Origin of the sequence: Pseudomonas algeriensis (genome assembly GCF_048847255.1) — a bacterium.
Taxonomy (GTDB): domain Bacteria; phylum Pseudomonadota; class Gammaproteobacteria; order Pseudomonadales; family Pseudomonadaceae; genus Aquipseudomonas.
In genome coordinates this window covers 92,728-111,859 of sequence record NZ_JBKKRK010000015.1, presented here as the reverse complement: position 1 = coordinate 111,859, position 19,132 = coordinate 92,728, and the positions used below count along the sequence as shown (strand labels likewise).

20 protein-coding genes are annotated in these 19,132 nt (G+C 60.6%); 18 read left to right on the top strand and 2 right to left on the bottom strand.

Going from position 1 to position 19,132, the window contains the following annotated elements; translation table 11 throughout:
- The first annotated feature begins 77 nt into the window (after nt 1-77).
- From ACLK1G_RS20475 to queC, 16 genes are all read left to right on the top strand, one after another.
- The gene (locus ACLK1G_RS20475) at nt 78-812 is read left to right on the top strand and encodes a glycosyltransferase family 2 protein (protein ID WP_420767081.1); all 735 of its coding nucleotides are present in this window, start codon (nt 78-80) and stop codon (nt 810-812) included.
- A complete protein-coding gene (locus tag ACLK1G_RS20470; protein WP_420767080.1) occupies nt 809-1,747 on the top strand; it encodes a lysophospholipid acyltransferase family protein in 939 nt (312 codons plus the stop codon). The genes ACLK1G_RS20475 and ACLK1G_RS20470 overlap by 4 nt, the downstream gene beginning before the upstream one ends.
- Complete coding sequence (locus tag ACLK1G_RS20465) at nt 1,728-3,272, top strand: HAL/PAL/TAL family ammonia-lyase (RefSeq protein WP_420767079.1); 1,545 nt, start codon at nt 1,728-1,730, stop codon at nt 3,270-3,272. The genes ACLK1G_RS20470 and ACLK1G_RS20465 overlap by 20 nt, the downstream gene beginning before the upstream one ends.
- Nucleotides 3,265-3,690 carry an acyl-CoA thioesterase gene (locus ACLK1G_RS20460; protein ID WP_420767078.1) on the top strand — a complete coding sequence of 142 codons (426 nt, stop codon included), beginning with the start codon at nt 3,265-3,267 and terminating at the stop codon, nt 3,688-3,690. Before ACLK1G_RS20465 ends, ACLK1G_RS20460 begins: the two co-directional genes overlap by 8 nt.
- A complete protein-coding gene (locus ACLK1G_RS20455) occupies nt 3,687-4,280 on the top strand; it encodes an outer membrane lipoprotein carrier protein LolA (RefSeq protein ID WP_420767077.1) in 594 nt (197 codons plus the stop codon). Before ACLK1G_RS20460 ends, ACLK1G_RS20455 begins: the two co-directional genes overlap by 4 nt.
- Nucleotides 4,264-6,603 (top strand): MMPL family transporter, encoded by a 2,340-nt coding sequence (locus ACLK1G_RS20450; RefSeq protein WP_420767076.1) that lies wholly within the window; start codon nt 4,264-4,266, stop codon nt 6,601-6,603. The genes ACLK1G_RS20455 and ACLK1G_RS20450 overlap by 17 nt, the downstream gene beginning before the upstream one ends.
- The gene (locus ACLK1G_RS20445) at nt 6,600-7,757 is read left to right on the top strand and encodes a cation:proton antiporter (RefSeq protein WP_420767075.1); all 1,158 of its coding nucleotides are present in this window, start codon (nt 6,600-6,602) and stop codon (nt 7,755-7,757) included. The genes ACLK1G_RS20450 and ACLK1G_RS20445 overlap by 4 nt, the downstream gene beginning before the upstream one ends.
- Nucleotides 7,744-8,991: an NAD(P)/FAD-dependent oxidoreductase gene (locus ACLK1G_RS20440; protein WP_420767074.1), complete on the top strand. Its 1,248-nt coding sequence runs from the start codon at nt 7,744-7,746 to the stop codon at nt 8,989-8,991. The genes ACLK1G_RS20445 and ACLK1G_RS20440 overlap by 14 nt, the downstream gene beginning before the upstream one ends.
- Nucleotides 8,992-9,001: 10 nt before the next feature.
- A complete protein-coding gene (locus ACLK1G_RS20435; protein WP_420767073.1) occupies nt 9,002-9,730 on the top strand; it encodes a class I SAM-dependent methyltransferase in 729 nt (242 codons plus the stop codon).
- Nucleotides 9,727-10,209 carry a DUF3261 domain-containing protein gene (locus ACLK1G_RS20430; RefSeq protein ID WP_420767072.1) on the top strand — a complete coding sequence of 161 codons (483 nt, stop codon included), beginning with the start codon at nt 9,727-9,729 and terminating at the stop codon, nt 10,207-10,209. The genes ACLK1G_RS20435 and ACLK1G_RS20430 overlap by 4 nt, the downstream gene beginning before the upstream one ends.
- On the top strand, nt 10,206-11,402 hold the full coding sequence (locus ACLK1G_RS20425; RefSeq protein ID WP_420767071.1) for a beta-ketoacyl-[acyl-carrier-protein] synthase family protein: 1,197 nt from the start codon (nt 10,206-10,208) through the stop codon (nt 11,400-11,402). The genes ACLK1G_RS20430 and ACLK1G_RS20425 overlap by 4 nt, the downstream gene beginning before the upstream one ends.
- Nucleotides 11,399-11,866 (top strand): hotdog family protein, encoded by a 468-nt coding sequence (locus ACLK1G_RS20420; RefSeq protein ID WP_420767070.1) that lies wholly within the window; start codon nt 11,399-11,401, stop codon nt 11,864-11,866. The genes ACLK1G_RS20425 and ACLK1G_RS20420 overlap by 4 nt, the downstream gene beginning before the upstream one ends.
- Nucleotides 11,863-12,591 carry a 3-oxoacyl-ACP reductase FabG gene (fabG, locus tag ACLK1G_RS20415; RefSeq protein WP_420767069.1) on the top strand — a complete coding sequence of 243 codons (729 nt, stop codon included), beginning with the start codon at nt 11,863-11,865 and terminating at the stop codon, nt 12,589-12,591. Before ACLK1G_RS20420 ends, fabG begins: the two co-directional genes overlap by 4 nt.
- Nucleotides 12,591-13,817, top strand: coding sequence for a beta-ketoacyl-ACP synthase (locus ACLK1G_RS20410; protein WP_420767068.1), 1,227 nt, complete (start codon nt 12,591-12,593; stop codon nt 13,815-13,817). The genes fabG and ACLK1G_RS20410 overlap by 1 nt, the downstream gene beginning before the upstream one ends.
- A 32-nt stretch (nt 13,818-13,849) precedes the next feature.
- A complete protein-coding gene (locus ACLK1G_RS20405; RefSeq protein ID WP_420767067.1) occupies nt 13,850-14,296 on the top strand; it encodes an excinuclease in 447 nt (148 codons plus the stop codon).
- 513 nt (nt 14,297-14,809) lie between these two features.
- Nucleotides 14,810-15,514, top strand: a complete 705-nt coding sequence (gene queC / locus ACLK1G_RS20400; protein WP_420767066.1) for a 7-cyano-7-deazaguanine synthase QueC — start codon at nt 14,810-14,812, stop codon at nt 15,512-15,514.
- 40 nt (nt 15,515-15,554) lie between these two features.
- Here queC and ACLK1G_RS20395 read toward each other — a convergent pair whose 3' ends face one another.
- The gene (locus tag ACLK1G_RS20395) at nt 15,555-16,427 is read right to left on the bottom strand and encodes a queuosine precursor transporter (protein WP_420767065.1); all 873 of its coding nucleotides are present in this window, start codon (nt 16,425-16,427) and stop codon (nt 15,555-15,557) included.
- A complete protein-coding gene (locus tag ACLK1G_RS20390) occupies nt 16,417-17,016 on the bottom strand; it encodes a helix-turn-helix transcriptional regulator (protein ID WP_420767064.1) in 600 nt (199 codons plus the stop codon). The genes ACLK1G_RS20395 and ACLK1G_RS20390 overlap by 11 nt, the downstream gene beginning before the upstream one ends.
- 422 nt (nt 17,017-17,438) lie before the next feature.
- Here ACLK1G_RS20390 and ACLK1G_RS20385 point away from each other — a divergent pair, with 422 nt between their 5' ends.
- Complete coding sequence (locus ACLK1G_RS20385) at nt 17,439-17,783, top strand: DUF6124 family protein (protein WP_420767063.1); 345 nt, start codon at nt 17,439-17,441, stop codon at nt 17,781-17,783.
- Nucleotides 17,784-18,087: 304 nt separating this feature from the next.
- On the top strand, nt 18,088-19,068 hold the full coding sequence (locus ACLK1G_RS20380) for an alpha/beta fold hydrolase (protein ID WP_420767062.1): 981 nt from the start codon (nt 18,088-18,090) through the stop codon (nt 19,066-19,068).
- Nucleotides 19,069-19,132: the final 64 nt, after the last annotated feature.

The window sequence follows — 19,132 nt, the reverse complement described above, 5'->3', positions numbered from 1 at the left end:
CGCTGCGCAACCCAGCGGGGATAAATCCCCTCGCCACAGGAAGGTTGTGCACAGTGAAACCGTGGAAGGAGCAGAATATGCATAACCCCTGCGCCGTCATCCCGGTCTACAACCACGAAACCGCCATCGCAACGGTGGTCCAGGCATTGCTCGGCAGCGGCTTGCCCTGCGTGCTGGTGGACGATGCCAGTAGCGCGGCTTGCGCGGCGGTGCTCGAACAATTGGCTGAAAACGAACGGGTTCACCTGGTGCGGCTGGCCGTCAATCAGGGCAAGGGCGGCGCGGTGATGACCGGGCTGCGGGAGGCCGCGCGCCTGGGTTTCAGTCACGCCTTGCAGGTCGACGCCGACGGGCAGCACGACCTGGGCGACGTACGCACCTTCATCGAACAATCCAGCGCTCATCCCGACGCGCTGATCTGCGGTTACCCCCTGTACGACGCCAGCGTGCCGAAAGGCCGCCTTTACGCACGCTACCTGACCCACGTAATGGTCTGGATCAACAGCCTGTCCCTGCAGATCCGCGATTCGATGTGCGGTTTGCGGGTCTATCCCCTGGCACCGACCCTGGCACTGATCGACTCGGCAAACATCGGCAAGCGCATGGATTTCGACTCGGACATCCTCGTGCGCCTGTCCTGGCGCAACCAGCCGATGCGCTGGCTGCGCACGCGGGTCCGTTACCCTCTGGACGGGGTCTCGCACTTTCGCCTGTTCCACGACAATGTGCTGATTTCTCGCATGCACACCCGGCTGTTCTTCGGCATGCTGGTGCGCTTGCCGGTGATTCTCTGGCAACGGTGGCGCCCATGAACACTGACCAGCAGCACTGGGCGGATCGCCAGGAGCGCGGTAGTTTCTGGCTGATGAAACTCACCGCGTTTGCCGCCAAGGTGTTGGGCCGTCGGCTGCTGACACCAGTGCTGTACGGCATCGTCCTGTACTTCTTCGTTTTTGGTCGCAGCGCCCGGCAGGCGGCCTGGCAGTATCAGCAGCGCCTCGCCGACTGGAGCGGCCGCCCCGAGTTGCGCCCGACCCACCGTCGAGTCTTTGGGCAATTCATGGCCTTCGCCGACTCCCTGCTGGACAAGCTCGACGTCTGGAACGGCAAGCTAAGCATCGAGCAGATCGAAATCGTCGACCCGGCGCTGCTGCGCAACCATTTGCGCGACACGCGAGGGCAGATGTTGGTCGGCGCACACCTGGGCAACCTGGAAATGTGCCGAGCCCTGGCCGAACTGGGTGAAAAGGTCACCATGAACGTGCTGGTGCATACCAAGCACGCCGAGCAATTCAATCGCTTGCTGGGCGAAGCCGGCGCCACGCACTTGCGGCTGATCCAGGTCAGCGAGCTGAACCCGGTGATCATGCTGCAACTGAGCGAACGCCTGGAGCGCGGTGAGTGGCTGGCGATCGCTGGCGATCGCGTACCGCTGCATGGCGGGCGCAGCGTGACGGTGGACTTCATGGGTTATCCGGCGGCATTCCCGCAAGGCCCCTGGCTGTTGGCCGGCCTGCTGAAATGCCCGGTCAACCTGCTGATGTGTCTCAAGCACGAAGGACACTATCGGGTCACCCTCGAACCGTTCGCCGATGCCGTGGTGTGGAAGCGCAACGAACGCGACCACGTGATTGCCCATTGGGCCGGCTTGTACGCCGAACGCCTGGCGCAATACTGCCTCCAGGGGCCACAACAGTGGTTCAACTTTTACCCTTTCTGGAAGACCGATGACGATGCCCACTCTTGAGCCGGTAACCTTCGGCGAACGCCCCCTGCGCATTGAAGATGTGCTGGCCCTGGCCAACCGTCAGGCGCCGACGCAATTGCAGGATGATCCGACGTTCCGCCAGCGCATTGCCAAGGGTGCGCAGTTCCTCGATTCCCTGCTGGACAAGGAAGGCGTCATCTATGGCGTGACCACCGGCTACGGCGACTCTTGCGTGGTGGCCGTGCCGTTGCACCACGTCGAGGCCCTGCCCCGTCACCTCTACACCTTCCACGGCTGCGGCCTGGGCAAACTGCTCGATGCCCAAGCCACTCGTGCCGTGCTGGCGGCCCGTTTGCAGTCGCTGTGCCACGGTGTGTCGGGGGTGCGGGTGGAACTGCTGGAACGGCTCCAGGCCTTCCTCAAGCACGACATCCTGCCGCTGATCCCGGAAGAAGGTTCGGTGGGCGCCAGCGGCGACTTGACGCCGCTGTCCTACGTCGCCGCTACGTTGTCCGGTGAACGGGAAGTCATGTTCCGTGGCGAACGCCGCCTGGCCGCCGACGTGCACCGCGAACTGGGCTGGACGCCGCTGGTGCTGCGGCCGAAGGAAGCCTTGGCGCTGATGAACGGCACCGCCGTGATGACCGGCCTGGCCTGCCTGGCCTTTGCCCGCGCCGACTACCTGCTGCAACTGGCGACCCGCATCACCGCGCTGAACGTGGTCGCCCTGCAAGGCAATCCGGAACACTTCGATGAACGCCTGTTCGCCGCCAAGCCGCACCCGGGGCAGATGCAAGTCGCCGCGTGGCTGCGCAAGGACCTGGCCATCGACGCCCCGACCGCGCCGTTGCATCGTCTGCAAGATCGCTACTCCCTGCGCTGCGCCCCGCATGTGCTCGGGGTATTGGCCGACAGCCTGGGCTGGCTGCGCGGGTTCATCGAAACCGAACTCAACAGCGCCAACGACAACCCGATCATCGACGCCGAAGCCGAGCGCGTGCTCCATGGTGGGCACTTCTACGGTGGGCACATCGCCTTCGCCATGGACAGCCTGAAGAATCTGGTGGCCAACGTCGCCGATCTGCTGGATCGCCAGCTCGCCCTGCTGGTGGACGAGCGATACAACCATGGCCTGCCCAGCAATCTGTCCGGCGCCAGCGCCGAGCGGGCGATGCTCAACCACGGCTTCAAGGCCGTGCAGATCGGCACCAGCGCCTGGACCGCCGAAGCCCTGAAAAACACGATGCCGGCCAGCGTGTTCTCGCGCTCTACCGAGTGCCACAACCAAGACAAGGTGAGCATGGGCACCATCGCTGCCCGAGACGCGATCCGCGTGCTGGAGCTGACCGAACAGGTCGCCGCCGCCACCTTGTTGGCCGCCAACCAGGGCGTCTGGCTGCGCAGCCGCGCCGAAGACGCACGACCGCTGCCACCGGCCCTGGCCACGATGCACGAGCAACTGACCGAGGATTTCCCGCCGGTCATTGAAGACCGCGCCCTGGAAGGCGAACTGCGCCTGTGCCTGCAACGCATTGCCGAACAACACTGGAGGCTGCATGCGTAGCCAAGGCGTTCTGCACGTCGACACCCGGATCGTGGTGCCGTTTTTTGACGTCGACTCGATGAACGTGGTCTGGCACGGCCACTACGTCAAATACCTGGAAGTGGCCCGCTGTGCCCTGCTCGACCTGATCGGCCACAACTACAACGACATGCTCGAATCGGGGCATGCGTGGCCGGTGATCGACCTGCAGTTGCGCTACGTACGCGGTGCCGTGTTCGGCCAGACCCTGACCGTGCGCGCCAGTCTGGTGGAGTGGGAAAACCGGCTGAAGATCAACTACCTGATCAGTGACGCCGCAACCGGCGAACGCTTCACCCGCGCCAGTTCCGTTCAAGTGGCCGTGGACATGGCCACTCGCGAGATGCTGCTGGCCTCGCCTCGGGTGTTTGTCGAAGCGGTCGAGAGGAAACTGTCATGAAGCGCCTGCTCACCTGGCTGCTGCTGTGCAGCCTGTCGCCGCTGGCCCAGGCGTTCGACCTGCAGCAATTGAGCGATCAACTGGCGCGCCCGGACGTGATCCACGGCCAGTTCATCCAGGAAAAACACCTGCGCGCCCTGCCCCAGCCCCTCGTCAGCAAGGGCCGCTTCGTGCTGGCGAAAAACCAGGGCCTGCTGTGGCTGCTGCAAACGCCGCTGCAACAGGACTACCGCATCACCGCCAAAGGCATAGCCCGGCGGGACGGCAGCACCTGGCAGATACTGCCGAACAAAAGCGCCGGCGCCCAGCAGAACCGGTTGTTCCTGGCGGTGTTGCAGGGCGACAGCAGTGGCTTGCAGCGTGACTTTGAGCTGAACCTGTCGGGGGAGCCGCAACAATGGAGACTCACCCTGACCCCACGCTCGGCGCTGCTCAAGCAGGTCTTCAACCAGATCAACATTGACGGCGGCCAATTGGTCCAGCGCATTGAATTGCTGGAAGCCCAAGGCGACAGTACCGTCCTGCTTATGCGCGAGAGCACCAGCACGCAACCCTTGAGCGAAGCGGAGCAACATGACTTTGCCGAGTGAACGGAGGCTGCCGTGGCTGTTCTTGATCCTGCTGCTGGCAGTGCTGGCGCTCGCCGGTTGGCAATGGCGCAACGGTGCGCCGTTGTCGGCGAACCTGATGGAACTGGTGCCGGGCACATCGCCAGATGCGCTGGAGCTGATCGCTGAACAACGCATGCAGGAACCACTGAACCGCGAAGTGTTGGTGCTCGTCGGCCACGCCGACCGCCAGCAAGCCATCGCCCTGGCCCGCAGCCTGGGCGAGCAATGGCAGGCCAGCGGCCTGTTCGATAAGGTCCAGTGGACGCTTGAAGCCGACCTGCCTGCGCTGCGCAGGCAATTGCTCGACGGCCGGCTGGCCATGCTGTCGGCAACTGATCGGCAACAGTTGATCGACCAGCCCGAGGCCTTTATCCAGCAACGGGTGCAAGCGCTGTTCGACCCGTTCAGTGGCTTCAGCCTGGTGCCGAGCCAGGACGACTGGCTAGGCCTGACCGGGCGCATCCAGAACAGCCAGCCCCAGCGCGGCGCCATCGAGCTGGACGTCGGCAGCGGTGCGCTGGTTGCCGAAGCCGACGGCAAGCATTGGGTCATGTTGCGGGCCCGCACCCAGGGCAATGCCTTCGACATGAACCTGCCCCTGCAGGTGGCCGATCTGCTGCAACGCAGCCGCGAGCACGCGAGCCAGGCCCAGGGCAATCTCTTGGCAGCCAGCGGCCTGCTTTACGCCGCCAGCGGACAGCAACAGGCCTCGCGGGAAATCACTTGGGTCGGCGGCGGCGCAACGGTGGGCATCCTGTTGCTGCTGTTGCTGGCCTTCCGCCGCTTTGCCGTGTGGCTGGCGTTCGTGCCGGTGCTGGTGGGCATGTTGTTCGGCGCGGTGGCCTGCGTGGCAGTGTTCGGTCGCATGCACGTCATGACCCTGGTCTTGGGTTCGAGCTTGATCGGCGTCGCCGTGGATTACCCACTGCATTATTTGTCCAAGAGCTGGAGCCTCAAGCCGTGGCGCAGCTGGCCGGCGCTGCGCTTGACCCTGCCGGGCCTGAGCCTGAGCCTGGCCACTACCTGCATCGGCTACCTCGCACTGGCCTGGACACCTTTCCCGGCCCTGACCCAGATCGCCATCTTCTCCGCCGCAGGCCTGGTCGGCGCCTACCTGACGGCGGTCTGCCTGTTGCCGGCGTTGCTCAAGCGGGCGGACTTGCGCCCCGCACAGTGGCCGCTGCGGGTGTGCGAAGCCATGCTCCAGTGCCGAGAAGCGCTGCTGGCCCGGGTGCGCACGCCCGTCCTATTGGCATTGCTGTTGGCCTTCTGTGGTGGTGGCCTATGGCAACTGAGCAGCAAGAACGACATCCGCCAGTGGATCGGCACGCCCCGGCACCTGACCGACGAAGCCCGCGATGTGGCTCGCATCACCGGTTTCCAGCCCACCAGCCAGTTTTTCCTGATCCGTGCCGACGACCAAGCGCAACTGCTGGAGCGCCAGACCGCCCTCAACGAGCGGCTGGACCAGTTGATCGGCCTGGAAAAACTCCAGGGCTACCTGTCCCTCAATCAACTGGTCAGCCCGCCCGCCGAGCAACAAAAAATCCGTGAGGCCCTGGCCCGGTTGCCGGCGTTCTGGCAGCCATTGCTGGACGTCGGCGTGCCGGTTGCCGCGTTGCAAGCGCAGTTGCAGCAATTGCAGGCCCTGCCAGTGACCGACATCGACGCCGCGCTGACCGGCCCGCTCGCAGAACCCTATCGCACCCTCTGGCTCGGCCCGACAGCGCAGGGCGTGGCGGCGGTGGTCAGCCTGCAAGGCTTGAACGATGCCGCGTTGCTGCGGGTGCAGGCGGTTGACTTGCCCGGCGTGCAATTGGTCGATCGCCTGGGTGACCTCAATCGCGTCTTTGCCGCCACGCAGGTCAGCGCCGCCGAATTGAAACTGGCCTCCTGCGTGCTGATCGTCCTGGTGCTGATCTGGCCGTTCGGGGCCGGCGGCGCGTTGCGCGTTGTCGCCCTGCCGCTCCTGGCCGCGCTGTGCAGCCTGGCGAGCCTCGGCTGGCTGGGACAGCCGCTGACGCTGTTCAGCCTGTTCGGCCTGTTGCTGGTGACCGCCATCGGCGTCGACTACGCGATCCTGATGCGTGAGCAGATTGGCGGAGCCGCCGTGAGCCTGCTGGGTACGCTGCTGGCGGCGATCACCACCTGGCTGTCGTTCGGCCTGCTGGCGCTTTCCAGCACACCGGCGGTGAGTAATTTCGGTCTGGCGGTAAGCCTCGGATTGGCGTTCAGCTTCCTGCTTGCACCGTGGGCCGGGCGCCAACCCCATGGGCCCAGCACTGCGGAGCCGGTCCAATGATGACGGCGCTGTTCTGGGTCATGGCCCTGGCGCTGTTCGCCGTGGCGACGCTGGCCGGGCGACGCTTCGGGCTGATCCCCATCGTCAGCCAATTGCTGCTGGCGACGTTCGGCCTGCCCTTGTTGATGTATGGCTGGATCGAGCCGGGCTGGCACCTCAGCGGTGCGCAACTGGTTTCGCCCGTGTGGTTGAAGAATCTCTACAGCCTCGCCTTCGCCCTGTTGCTGGGGCATATCCTCAGCGATGTGATCGACCTGCGCCTGGACCGCCAGAGCGTGAAGATTGCCCTGCCAAGCTTTGGCGTACCGTTTGCCTGTGGCTTGGCGACCGCGTTCTGGCTGCTGCCACCCCAGCCCTGGATCAGCTCGCTGGCGGTGGGGCTGCTGTTCGCGATCACGGCGATACCGGTGCTGTACCTGTACCTGCGCCATATCGCCTACCCGCCCGCCGCCACTCGCCGATTGGTACAGACGGCCATCCTGATCGACCTGATCTGCTGGAGCCTGTTCGCCCTGGCCCAGGGCAGCCTGCACCTGGGCAACCTGTTGCTGCCGCTGGCCGGTGCCTGTCTGCCGATGCTGCTGCGATTGGCCGGCCTGCGCCAACCGTTGCTGCACAGCGCCCTGTTCTTCGCCCTGCTGGTGGTGGCCGAACATTACCGACTCAATGCGCTCATCGTCGGCATCGGCTACCTGCTGTGCATGGCCGCGCTCAAGGTGCCGCTGGTATTGCCCCTCGGCGCCGAGTGGATGAACAGGTTGCAGACCTACCTGGCCATCCCGTTGATCCTGACGTTCGGTATCGTGCAGATCAACGTGCACAGCGCGATGGACAGCCTCGGCTGGGCCCAGCTGGGGGCGTTGCTGCTGTTGCCCATTGCCAGCAAACTGCTGGGCAACTGGCTTGGGCTCGGCTGGGCCGGGGCGTCCTTCGCCGGCGCCAGCCGCGTGCGGGAAAGTATCTTGCTGAATATTCGCGGCTTGAGTGAAATCGTCTTCCTCAATCTGCTGCTGCAACAACAACTCATCAGCCACGCGCTGTACTTCGCGCTGATGCTGATGGGTTTGATCGCGACTTTGCTGCCGGCCCTGGCCGGTTTTCACCGTATTCCTTCGCACGCCGTCCCGGCCAGGAGCCCCAGTGTCAACAGTTGAAATGGAACGTCGACAGGTCGTCATCATTGGCGCAGGCCCTTCCGGCGCCATCGCCGCCGCGCTGCTCAAGCGCAAGGGGCATGACGTGCTGGTCATCGAGCGCCAGCATTTCCCGCGGTTCTCCATCGGCGAGAGCCTGTTGTCCCACTGTCTGGATTTTGTCGAAGAAGCCGGCATGCTCGACGCGGTCAATGCCGCTGGGTTCCAGCGCAAGAACGGCGCTGCATTCGCCTGGGGCGAGCGCTACAGCGCCTTCGATTTCGGCGACACTTTCAGCGAGGGCAAGCCCACTACGTTCCAGGTCCAGCGCGCCGACTTCGACAAGTTGCTGGCCGACCATGCGGCCCTGCAAGGGGTGGAAATTCGCTACGGCCAGGCCATTGCCAACGTTGATTTCAGCCTCGCCAGGCCGCAACTGGGCGTGCAGCGCGAGGATGGCAGCGAGTACCGGGTCGAGGCGGATTTCGTCCTTGACGCCAGCGGCTATGGCCGGGTCCTGCCGCGCCTGCTGGACCTTGAGGCGCCGTCCAATTTCCCGGTGCGCCAGGCCGTGTTCACTCACATCGAGGACCGCATCGACAGCCCGGTATTCGACCGCGAGAAGATCCTCATCACCACCCATCCGACGAAACGCGACGTGTGGTTCTGGACCATCCCCTTCAGCGATGGGCGTTGCTCGGTGGGCGTGGTCGCGGCAGCGGAACATTTCGCCGGCCGCACTAATGACCTCGATGCCTGCCTGCGCGGCTTTATCGACGAGACCCCAAGCCTGTCCGGCGTGCTGGCCAATGCTGCGTGGGACACTCCGGCTCGGACCATCGGTGGCTACTCGGCCAACGTGAAGACCCTGCACGGCCCTGGCTTTGCCCTGCTGGGCAACGCCGCGGAATTCCTCGATCCGGTGTTTTCTTCCGGCGTGACCATCGCCATGCGCTCGGCGAGCATGGCCGCCGGCGTGCTGCATCGTCAGTTGCAAGGCGAGCAGGTGGATTGGCAGGGCGAATTCGCCGAGCCACTGAAACGCGGCGTCGACACGTTCCGCTGCTACGTCGAAGGCTGGTATGCCGGCACGTTCCAGGACGTGATCTACTACACCGAAGGCTCCGCCGACATCCGCCGGATGATCAGTTCGATCCTCGCCGGCTATGCCTGGGATCAACGCAACCCGTTCGTCAGCGAACCCAAGCGGCGCCTGCGCGTGCTCTCGGAAATCTGCGCGAGCCCAGCGCCATGAGCAAACAACCATGAGCTACCTGAGCGATAACTACGTCCAAGAAACCCGCTTCGGCTTCTGGTTCCTGCGCAGCCACACCTGGCAGCATCATGTGCTGCGCGTGGCGGTCGAGGATCTGCGCGGTCTGTTCAATACCGCGCCGCCTTCCAATCCGGTGCTGCTGGATGCCGGTTGCGGCCAGGGCAAGTCGTTCCAGTACCTGCGCCAGGCATTCGCGCCGCAACGCCTGATTGGCGTGGACGCCGACCCCCACAGCCTGGACCTGAGCGCCCAAGAAGCCGCTCGCCAGGGCATGGCCGTGGAACTGATCGGCAGCGATTGCGCGACCTTGGCCGTGCCCGATGCCAGCGTCGACCTGCTGTTCTGCCACCAGACCTTTCACCACCTGGTGGAACAGGAAAAAGCCCTCGCCGAGTTCTATCGGGTGCTCAAGCCCGGCGGCTACCTGCTGTTTGCCGAATCCACCGAAGCCTACATCGATACCTGGGTGATCCGCTGGCTGTTCCGCCATCCCATGCACGTGCAGAAAAGCGCCGCGCAATACTTGGCGATGATCCGCAACCAAGGCTTCCAGTTCGAGGACCGCAACGTGTCCTATCCGTACCTGTGGTGGAGCCGCGCCAAGGACTTCGGCCTCCTGGAGCGTTGGGGCCTGCGCCGGCCCAAGCCGTTCGGCGAGCGCGAAGAAACCTTGGTCAACGTGGTGGCACGCAAGCCGCTCGAAGGGACCGCCACATGATCCGCTGCCTGTTGATCGGTTGCCTGCTGCTGCTCAGTGCCTGCGCCAGCCACGCGCCGCTGCCCGAGCGCATGCCAACCCTGGCGCTGCCACTGCAATTGCACATCGAGCGGCAACTGGACGGCCAGCGCCAGGATTGGCTGTTGGTGATCCAGCGTGAAAACACCGGCATACGCTGGTCGATGATGGACCCGCTGGGCATTCCCCTGGCGCGCCAGCGCCTGGTGGACAACCAATGGCAAGCCGACGGTCTGCTGCCGCCCAATGCCGAGGCGCGGGAATTGTTCGCTGCGCTATTGTTCGCCTTGACCCCGGAAACCGAGCTTGCCGATCGCTACCCCGTCGCCCGGCAACACGGTGTCGAACGAGCCCTCGATGCGCGTTGGCAGGTGCGCTACAAACGGCCCCTGGATTTTGAGCTGCGCCTGCCCCAAGGCCCGCACTACCGCATCACACCGCTGACCGAGAGCGCACCATGACCGCTTATCTGAACGCCCTCGGGGTCATCTGCTCCTTGGGCCGGGACAAACAAAACGTCGCGCGCAACCTGTTTGCCGGCGATTGCTCGGGCGTGCGCGTCGAAGCCGGCTGGGTGGCCGAGCGGGCATTGCCGGTGGCTGCGGTAAGGGGAGAACTGGCCCCCATCCCCGGGGCACTGGCGGCGCAACGCAGCCGCAACAATCAACTGCTGCTCGAAGCCGGGTTGCAGATTCGTGCCGACATCGATCAGGCCATCGAGGCGTACGGCCCCGCGCGCATCGGTATCGTTCTGGGCACCAGCACCTCGGGCATCGACGAGGCCAGCCAGGGCATTGCCCATTACCTGCGCGAGCAGCGGTTCCCCGAAGGCTACGATTACCAGCAACAGGAACTCAGCGCGCCGGCCAATTTCCTTTCCGACTGGCTTGGCTTGAGCGGGCCCTCCTATGTGATCTCCACCGCCTGCACCTCCAGCGCGCGGGCCTTGATGAGCGCCCGTCGCCTCCTGGACCTGGGCTTGTGCGATGCGGTGCTGTGCGGTGGCGTGGACAGTTTGTGCAAACTGACCTTGAACGGTTTCTCTGCGCTGGAAGCGGTGTCGAACGAGCGCTGCAACCCGTTTTCGGTGAACCGCAGCGGTATCAACATTGGCGAGGCGGCTGTGCTGTTTCTCATGAGCAAGACGCCAGGCGACGGCCATTCGATCGCCCTGCTCGGGGATGGCGCCAGTTCTGACGCGCACCACATTTCCGCGCCGGAACCCAGCGGTCGCGGCGCCCGCCAGGCGATGGAAAAAGCCCTGCGCTGTGCCGGCCTGGACGCCAGCCAGATCGACTACCTGAACCTGCACGGCACCGCCACGCAACATAACGACGCCATGGAAAGCCATGCGGTGGCTGGATTGTTTCCGGCGGGCGTGCCCTGCTCGTCCACCAAGCCCATGACTGGCCACACGCTTGGGGCGGCGGGCGCGTTGGAAGCGGCTTTCTGCTGGCTGACCCTTAGCCCTGACAACGTCGCCCAGGCCTTGCCACCCCACCTTTGGGACGGCCAGGCGGACCCCGAGCTGCCGGCGCTGGACTGGATAGATAGCCGTGCCCGCCTGAACCCGACCTTCCCCCGACGCCTGATGAGCAACTCGTTTGCCTTCGGCGGCAACAACGTCAGCCTCATTATCGGAGACGCCCAATGATCGACTGGCCGCTCGCCGAATTGCTGCCCCATGCGGGCGACATGATTCTCATCGACCGGGTCGTGTCTTTCGATGACGAACAGATCCATGCACTCGCCACGGTCAAGCCCGGCGGCTTGTTCAACCGTGAAGACGGCGCGCTGCCGGCCTGGGTCGGCATCGAATTGATGGCCCAGAGCGTCGCGGCGTTCGCCGGTTGCCACGCTCGCCAGCGCGGCGATGCAGTGGAGCTGGGCTTTTTGCTCGGGACCCGCAAGTTCGAATGCAACGTCGAGCATTTCCCTCTCGACACTGAACTGGCCATCCATGGCGTGCGCTCCCTGGAAGACGACAACGGCATGGGTGTGTTCGAATGCCACATCCACGCGCCGGGCATCCATGCCACGGCGCGACTGAACGTATTTCGTCCGCCCCATGCTGCCCAGTACCTCAATGAAACTTCCGCAACAGGAACCCAGCCATGACTGAATCCGTACTGGTCACCGGCTCCAGCCGTGGCATTGGCCGCGCCATCGCCTTGCGCCTGGCCCAGGCCGGGCACGATATCGTCTTGCATTGCCGCAGCGGCCGCGCCGAAGCCGAAGCGGTCCTGGCAGACATCCAAGCCCTGGGCCGCAACGCCCGGGTCCTGCAATTCGACGTGTCCGACCGCGCCGCCTGCAAGGCGGCCCTCGAAGCCGACGTCGAAACCCACGGCGCCTATTACGGCGTAGTGCTCAACGCCGGCCTGACCCGCGACGGCGCCTTTGCGGCCCTCAGCGAAGACGACTGGGACAGCGTGCTGCGCACCAACCTCGACGGTTTCTATAACGTGCTGCACCCGGTGATGATGCCGATGATCCGGCGCCGCGCCGCGGGACGAATCGTCTGTATCACGTCAGTGTCCGGCCTGATCGGCAACCGTGGCCAGGTCAACTACAGCGCCTCGAAAGCCGGCTTGATCGGCGCGGCCAAGGCGTTGGCCATCGAACTGGGCAAGCGCAAGATCACGGTCAATTGCGTCGCGCCGGGGTTGATCGACACCGCCATGCTCGATGAAAACGTACCCGTGGAAGAATTGATGAAGATGATCCCCGCCCAGCGCATGGGCACCCCGGAAGAAGTCGCCGGCGCGGTGAACTTCCTGATGTCCGCCGAAGCTGGATACATCACTCGGCAAGTCCTGGCCGTCAACGGAGGCTTGTGCTGATGAAGCGCGTCGTCGTCACCGGCATGGCCGGCATCACCTCCATCGGCAGCGACTGGGAGACCATCGCCGCCAACTTCGCCGCCAACCGCAGCGGCATCCGGCGCATGGATGAGTGGGACCGTTTCACCGAACTGAACACTCGCCTGGCCGGGCCCATCGACGATTTCCAGGTCCCGGCCCATTGGACGCGCAAGCAGTTGCGCAGCATGGGCCGGGTCTCACGCCTGGCGGTGGCCTCGGCTGAGCAGGCCCTGGCCGACGCTGGCCTGCTGGGCGACCCGTCGATCAAGGACGGGCGCATGGGCGTGTCCTGCGGCTCGTCCACTGGCAGCACCGATGAGATCAAGGCCTTCGGCAACATGCTGCTCAACAGCGTGGCCGAAGGGCTGAACGCCAACTCCTATGTGCGAATGATGCCCCACACCACGGCGGCCAACATCAGCATCTTCTTCGGCCTGACCGGACGGTTGATCCCAACGTCCAGTGCCTGCACCAGCGGCAGTCACGGCATCGGCTATGCCTACGAGGCAATCAAGTTCGGCCGCTTGCCGCTGATGCTCGCCGGCGGCGCGGAAGAACTGTGCCCGACCGAAGCGATGGTCTTCGATGCGCTCTACGCCACCAGCCTGAAAAACGATGCCCCGCAGACCAGCCCGCGTCCCTACGACAAGGGCCGCGATGGCCTGGTGATCGGCGAAGGCGCCGGCATGCTGGTGCTCGAAGAACTGGAACATGCCTTGGCCCGTGGCGCACGGATCCATGCCGAAATCGTCGGCTTTGGCAGCAACGCCGACGGCCAGCATGCCACCCGTCCCGAGTTGAGCACCATGCGCCGGGCCATGGAACTGGCCCTGGAGGATGCCGGCCTCGAACCGTCCGCCATTGGCTACGTCAACGGCCACGGCACGGCCACCGAGCAGGGCGACGTCGCCGAGACCCTGGCCACCAGCAGCCTGTTCGGCGAACACATGCCCATCAGCTCGCAGAAAAGCTTTTTGGGCCACACCCTGGGCGCCTGCGGTGCGCTGGAGTCCTGGTTCAGCATCGAGATGCTCAACCGCGACCTGTATGTACACACGCTCAACCTCGATGAAGTCGACCCCGAATGCGGCACACTCGACTACTTGCGCAGTGAGTTTCGCGCGATGAGCAACGAATACGTGATGAACAACAATTTTGCCTTCGGCGGGGTCAATACCTCGCTGATTTTCCGTCGCTGGCATTGATTCCCATCAATCCTCTGGTCAAGGAGACCATGATGCCGTTGAAGAAAATCGCTGTAACCGCCGCCCTGTTGCTCGGTGCCTTGCCAAGCCTCAGCCAGGCCCGTGATACCGCGTTGTACCTGCCATTCGACAAAGTGGTCGCCGAAGCCATCCGCACCGGCAAGATCGACGGCAGCGTGAAGTTCTACCTGGCCGGGCACAAACCGGCCGGCAACGTCACCGTGGTCAGCCCGGGAGCGGTCACCAACAAGAAAACCAACGCGTTCAACAAGTCCGACGAAGCGGCCTGCGAATGGGTACTTCAATCAGCCCTGATCAGCCTGCACGAGGCCGCGAAAAACGCCGGCGCCAACGCCGTCACCAACATCGTCAGCTTCTACAAGCGCAACGAGCGCAAGGACGCCACGACCTATGAATGCCACGCTGGGGCAATCATGGCCGGGGTTGCGTTGAAAGGGGATTTGGCGAAGGTGCAGTAGTCAGGATTTGGGGCTTACATAGCTAAATCCACTGTGGCAGCGAGCTAGCGGTGAATCAGTACCGGTGATGCCGGATCTACTGACGTCATCGCGAGCAGGCTCGCTCCCACAGGCCTCTACCCAGACGTGCCCTTGTGGCGACGAAGCTTGCTCCCGCTGGGCTGCGCAGCGGCCCCCAGCAGACTAACTGGCCCCCCTTTTCAAACTCCTTCTCCGACACATTCGCACCGGGCTGCCGAACGAGGTGCAACATGTGCCGGGCATCCATGGCCCTTATCTGGTACCGCCAACCACTCTGCTGATGGCCTTGATGATGCTGGCTGAACGTCCGTCCACAATAGTCATCATAGGGGCGATCATCGTGCTGAGCAGCGCTCTCTCGCTCAACCTCGGGCCAGGAGACGCCAAGCAAAGATCAGAAATCGGAGTACATAATTTCCGAAACTTCCCACAACAAAACCCTTGAACCTCGCGCTAGGGTCACGTTCCCGACCACCAGCCAGGAATCCAAGAATGAAAGAAGCAATAAAAAAAGCTGTGATCGTATTCAGCGGAGGCCAGGATTCCACCACCTGCCTGATCCACGCTTTACCCAAGTACAACGAAATCCATTGCATTACCTTCGACTACGGGCAACGGCATCGCGCCGAGATAGAAGTGGCAAAAGAACTGGCCGAACACTTTGGCGTGACGGCGCATAAGGTGTTGGACACAACGTTATTGAGCGAACTGGCGGTCAGCAGCTTGACTCGCGACAATATTCCTGTCCCCGCGGCAAGCAATACACAAAAGGGTCCGCCTAACACTTTCGTTCCGGGTCGCAATATTCTATTTTTGACGTTGGCGTCTATTTACGCTTATCAGGTAGGTGCTGAAACAGTTATCACAGGAGTGTGCGAAACGGATTTTTCCGGGTACCCGGATTGTCGCGATAGTTTCGTCAAGGCAATGAATACCGCGATTGAATCAGGCATGGATTACAAACTGAGTATCGAGACCCCGCTCATGTGGCTCAATAAAGCTGAGACTTGGGCACTGGCGGCCTACCATGACCAACTGGATTTGGTTCGTGACCATACGCTAACCTGCTACAACGGCATAAAAGGTAGTGGCTGCGGGACCTGTGATGCTTGTAGCCTTCGAGCAAAGGGCCTAGATGAGTTCCTTGATCAAAGAGATAAAGTTGCAGAAGCTTTGAGAGGCAAGATACACCTCTAAAAGCTAGTTGAGGTGGGCTGTGACCCGACACCCACCTTTTTCATACAGATTGCGCGCCAACCACATATTTTCTGAACATCGATCTTGCCGCGTAAGCGGGAAACACACTAAAAACAGCCACAGACATTTTTATGATAATTTGCACATAAACTATCTTTAATATTTCTTCGCTTGGCAACGCCCCGTAAAACGCGATAAAACAGAAAAGAAAACTATCGATAACCACAGCAAAACATGTACTCAGCAAAACCCTAAAGAATAGATATTTCGAATTTGTCAGCTCCTTTATTTTATTCAGCAGGTAAGCGTTAACGTATTCGGAGAATAAAAAAGAAACCGATGAAGCCACTAGCGCCGATGATACATGTTTGATGACTTCTTCATAAGCCGCGTCAAGTTGCCAACCAGCCATCCCTGGAAGCCAACTTGTCATACTCAACAGCAGGAGAATGAAAGCATTACTTACAAAGGCCAGGTATATCGCCTTCCTCGCGAGTCGGAGCCCATAGGACTCGTTCAGTATATCAACCACAAGAAAGGTAAGCGGGTAAAGAAAAACCCCGGGAGTGACCACCACCCCCAACGCTTCTATATACACAAGTTTTGCCGCAGAAACATTAGTGAATATATACAAAGAAAACAACAGCAAATTCAGTACAGCGTACACCATCCATGAACGCTCATTACGATCTCTTACATCGTAGACAGTCAAAGCAGTCCCACCAGAATAAAACTTCCTATAGATCTCCTTCACTTCAATTTGGCTAAGATTGTCAATAATTTCACTGCCCAGCAACTCGCCCAACCTTACCTTCAAGACCCGCCCGGTAGAAACCACCATTATCACGGCAGTATTTTTGGTTTTTTCAAAGCCTAGCAATCTGTACCTACTATTCTCGGCATCACTGACCATTGAATCTTTCCTCCATGATCAGCCCAACAACCAGATCCATGTTAGCTTGTTGCTGCAAAGCATTGCCCACGGATAATCTTTTTGTCACCTTGTTATATATCAATGTCTCACCATCGCTGCTCGGCGCACCTTTTTTCACTATCAACAGATCACCCGAACCGTAAAATCCGTCAATATCACTCTCAAGACAAACAGCCACCAAATTGCTCGCAGCACCAAAGTAATAAGTCAATGGGCCATCAACGACCAACTCACCAATCCTCCTATCCAATCTTCGAAGCAGTTGGCTCTCCATGATGATAGGTACTGCTGCGGGATTCATATTCCCAAACTGGGAAAAACTATTTTCTACTACCTCTCGCTCCTCAAAGTCCACGGTTTCGATTTCTTCATAAGATACACCAAAAAAATCAGATATTTTTCGAATGGTAGACTGCTGGACATTGATTACCCGCCCTTCCAAAATATTATAGATTGTCGTTCTCGTCAGGCCACTTGCATTGCACAATGATAATCGCGTCTCACCGCGACTTTTTATGAGATATCTAATATTATTTTTTAGCTTTTCAGCCCTGTCTCTTCTGTGCATATACGCACCACCATCTGCTTCAACCGAAGTGAATCACGATTTTGATAAAGGCGTTACAAAATAAACTATTTGGCATGCATATCTTACACTCACTGCTTTTTGAAAAAAACAGCGATATGCCACGCCCAGCGCAACTAACGACAATTCCTACAGACTTATATACATCGACATCGCGATACTTTTTTCCTACAGAAAACTCCCAACGTGCAGGAAGATTTCCGCACATCCAACAACAATTTAGGCCGGTACATTCAAAACACCAGAACATGAATCATTTATTTACACAGACGTTCAATAACTTGGTTAAAAGAACAGATTTTTCTGGTAATAAATAGACGCGACCGTCACCCTCGACTTATGGCAATCAACGCCCTGCGGGACGTATGGGCTGGCGCCTTCCCAAATCTTGCAAGGAGCTGCAAATGAAAAGGGTTATTTCTGACGCCCCGACCCGCAACGAAGCTGCTACTAATCACCTTTCACCCTTCAGTCGACAAAATCAGGAACTACCTGGGCCCGTCGGTAACATCTTCACTATCCTTCCCAACATCGACACCCAGTCCCTGCTCTGCCATGCCAGCGAAACCCTCGCTTCACTCAACGTCATATCCAGCGACCTTGCTGGCGAATTGCACGGCTCACATCGCAGCATGGCGATAGCTCTCCTGCAACTGACGGAGCTGGGCGAATTGCTGGTCAATCGCGCATTGGAAAACCTGGAACCCCCCATTGGCTTGCCGGATGCCTCGACAAATAATCAACGTTGACTCATGAACCCTTTACTAGAAGTGACAGATAAAGCGTTCCAGCCCCGAGTCGCATCTACTACCGTCAAGAGGAATCCGAAAAGCGGACTTAGCCCGTGAGCTTTAGCCAAAATTTACCGCCCGTCGGACCTGTCAACTCTGACAGTATCCAAAAGCTTCAAAGCGGTTCCAGATTCTAAACACGAAAAACATTCCTCAACCCCAAGGATGTTTTAGGTCAACGTTCGGCCGGCTGTTCGCCCTCCGAGCCACCACTCGTATGTTGATCTCTAACAACTACGGCCCACCGATGGATAAGAAATTGATGGACACGATAACCTGGTCAGGCGTCGTCTCCACGTCTTCCTCACCCCACAGCGCAACCACGGCCGGGGAACAGAACGTGGTGGTTGACGATGTGAAGCTGACGCACGCTTACGTACATGTGAATGGAATATGCCTGCACTATGTGATCTGCGGCGATGGTGAGCAGCCGGTCCTGCTGGTGCATGGGTTTCCGGGCAGTTGGCGCAACTGGGAGCCGTTGATCGGGCCGTTGGTGCGGGCGGGTTTTACCCCCATCGTTCCTGACTATCGCGGCGCGGGTGAAACGGATATTTCCAGCGTTGGGTATGACAAGAAAAACATGGCCCATGACCTGCACGAATTGGTGATGCATCTGAAGCTCAAGCAAGTCGATGTCATTGGCCACGATATGGGGTTGATCATTGCCTACGCCTACGCCGCGCTTTATCCAGATGACACCAAGCACCTGATATTGATGGACGGATTCCTTCCCGGTATTCCCGGCTGGGAAAGTGCCTACAACAGCGACCCGTCAACCGGCATTGCGAGCAAATGGCATTTCCGGTTTTTTGGCAAAACAGCTATCACCTTGATCAAAGGGCAGGAAAGAACCTACCTGGACATGTTCTTCGATGACTTTGTCTTCGAAGGCAACGACAAAGTGCCGGATGAAGTGCGCAAGGCCCTGGTAACCGACTACGCCCGGCCTGGCCGAATGGAGGCCGCATTCAAACTTTACTCAGCCTGGGTGGAATACGACGCCAAGGACAACCTGGAGTTTTCCAGGAACAAGCTGACGGGTCCGGTACTCACCATCGGCGGCGATCATTCCCGAGGGCGGACGCTGACCGAGCAGGCCGCTTGCATTGCCGCGCAACCACACTCGCTGATATTGAAAAATACCGGGCACTGGCTCCTTGAAGAGCAACCGCAAGCTACTCGCGACGCAATTCTGGCATTCCTGCATTACACGGAATATCCACATCCCCGAAATTCGTAACCCGAAGCTGACGACTGCACCGTCGCCCTTCCCATCGTGCGGTATTTATTTACCGCTCCTGCGT

What these genes read in the sequence shown, in the direction of transcription:
- ACLK1G_RS20460 (WP_420767078.1), top strand. Translation starts at nt 3,265, where the DNA reads ATGCGTAGCCAAGGCGTTCTGCACGTCGACACCCGGATCGTGGTGCCG.
- ACLK1G_RS20380 (WP_420767062.1), top strand. Translation starts at nt 18,088, where the DNA reads ATGGACACGATAACCTGGTCAGGCGTCGTCTCCACGTCTTCCTCACCC.
- ACLK1G_RS20410 (WP_420767068.1), top strand. Translation starts at nt 12,591, where the DNA reads ATGAAGCGCGTCGTCGTCACCGGCATGGCCGGCATCACCTCCATCGGC.
- fabG (WP_420767069.1), top strand. Translation starts at nt 11,863, where the DNA reads ATGACTGAATCCGTACTGGTCACCGGCTCCAGCCGTGGCATTGGCCGC.
- ACLK1G_RS20435 (WP_420767073.1), top strand. Translation starts at nt 9,002, where the DNA reads ATGAGCTACCTGAGCGATAACTACGTCCAAGAAACCCGCTTCGGCTTC.
- ACLK1G_RS20405 (WP_420767067.1), top strand. Translation starts at nt 13,850, where the DNA reads ATGCCGTTGAAGAAAATCGCTGTAACCGCCGCCCTGTTGCTCGGTGCC.
- ACLK1G_RS20390 (WP_420767064.1), bottom strand. Translation starts at nt 17,016, where the DNA reads ATGCACAGAAGAGACAGGGCTGAAAAGCTAAAAAATAATATTAGATAT.
- ACLK1G_RS20470 (WP_420767080.1), top strand. Translation starts at nt 809, where the DNA reads ATGAACACTGACCAGCAGCACTGGGCGGATCGCCAGGAGCGCGGTAGT.
- ACLK1G_RS20385 (WP_420767063.1), top strand. Translation starts at nt 17,439, where the DNA reads ATGAAAAGGGTTATTTCTGACGCCCCGACCCGCAACGAAGCTGCTACT.
- ACLK1G_RS20425 (WP_420767071.1), top strand. Translation starts at nt 10,206, where the DNA reads ATGACCGCTTATCTGAACGCCCTCGGGGTCATCTGCTCCTTGGGCCGG.
- ACLK1G_RS20430 (WP_420767072.1), top strand. Translation starts at nt 9,727, where the DNA reads ATGATCCGCTGCCTGTTGATCGGTTGCCTGCTGCTGCTCAGTGCCTGC.
- ACLK1G_RS20455 (WP_420767077.1), top strand. Translation starts at nt 3,687, where the DNA reads ATGAAGCGCCTGCTCACCTGGCTGCTGCTGTGCAGCCTGTCGCCGCTG.
- ACLK1G_RS20465 (WP_420767079.1), top strand. Translation starts at nt 1,728, where the DNA reads ATGACGATGCCCACTCTTGAGCCGGTAACCTTCGGCGAACGCCCCCTG.
- ACLK1G_RS20445 (WP_420767075.1), top strand. Translation starts at nt 6,600, where the DNA reads ATGATGACGGCGCTGTTCTGGGTCATGGCCCTGGCGCTGTTCGCCGTG.
- ACLK1G_RS20450 (WP_420767076.1), top strand. Translation starts at nt 4,264, where the DNA reads ATGACTTTGCCGAGTGAACGGAGGCTGCCGTGGCTGTTCTTGATCCTG.
- ACLK1G_RS20475 (WP_420767081.1), top strand. Translation starts at nt 78, where the DNA reads ATGCATAACCCCTGCGCCGTCATCCCGGTCTACAACCACGAAACCGCC.
- ACLK1G_RS20420 (WP_420767070.1), top strand. Translation starts at nt 11,399, where the DNA reads ATGATCGACTGGCCGCTCGCCGAATTGCTGCCCCATGCGGGCGACATG.
- queC (WP_420767066.1), top strand. Translation starts at nt 14,810, where the DNA reads ATGAAAGAAGCAATAAAAAAAGCTGTGATCGTATTCAGCGGAGGCCAG.
- ACLK1G_RS20395 (WP_420767065.1), bottom strand. Translation starts at nt 16,427, where the DNA reads ATGGTCAGTGATGCCGAGAATAGTAGGTACAGATTGCTAGGCTTTGAA.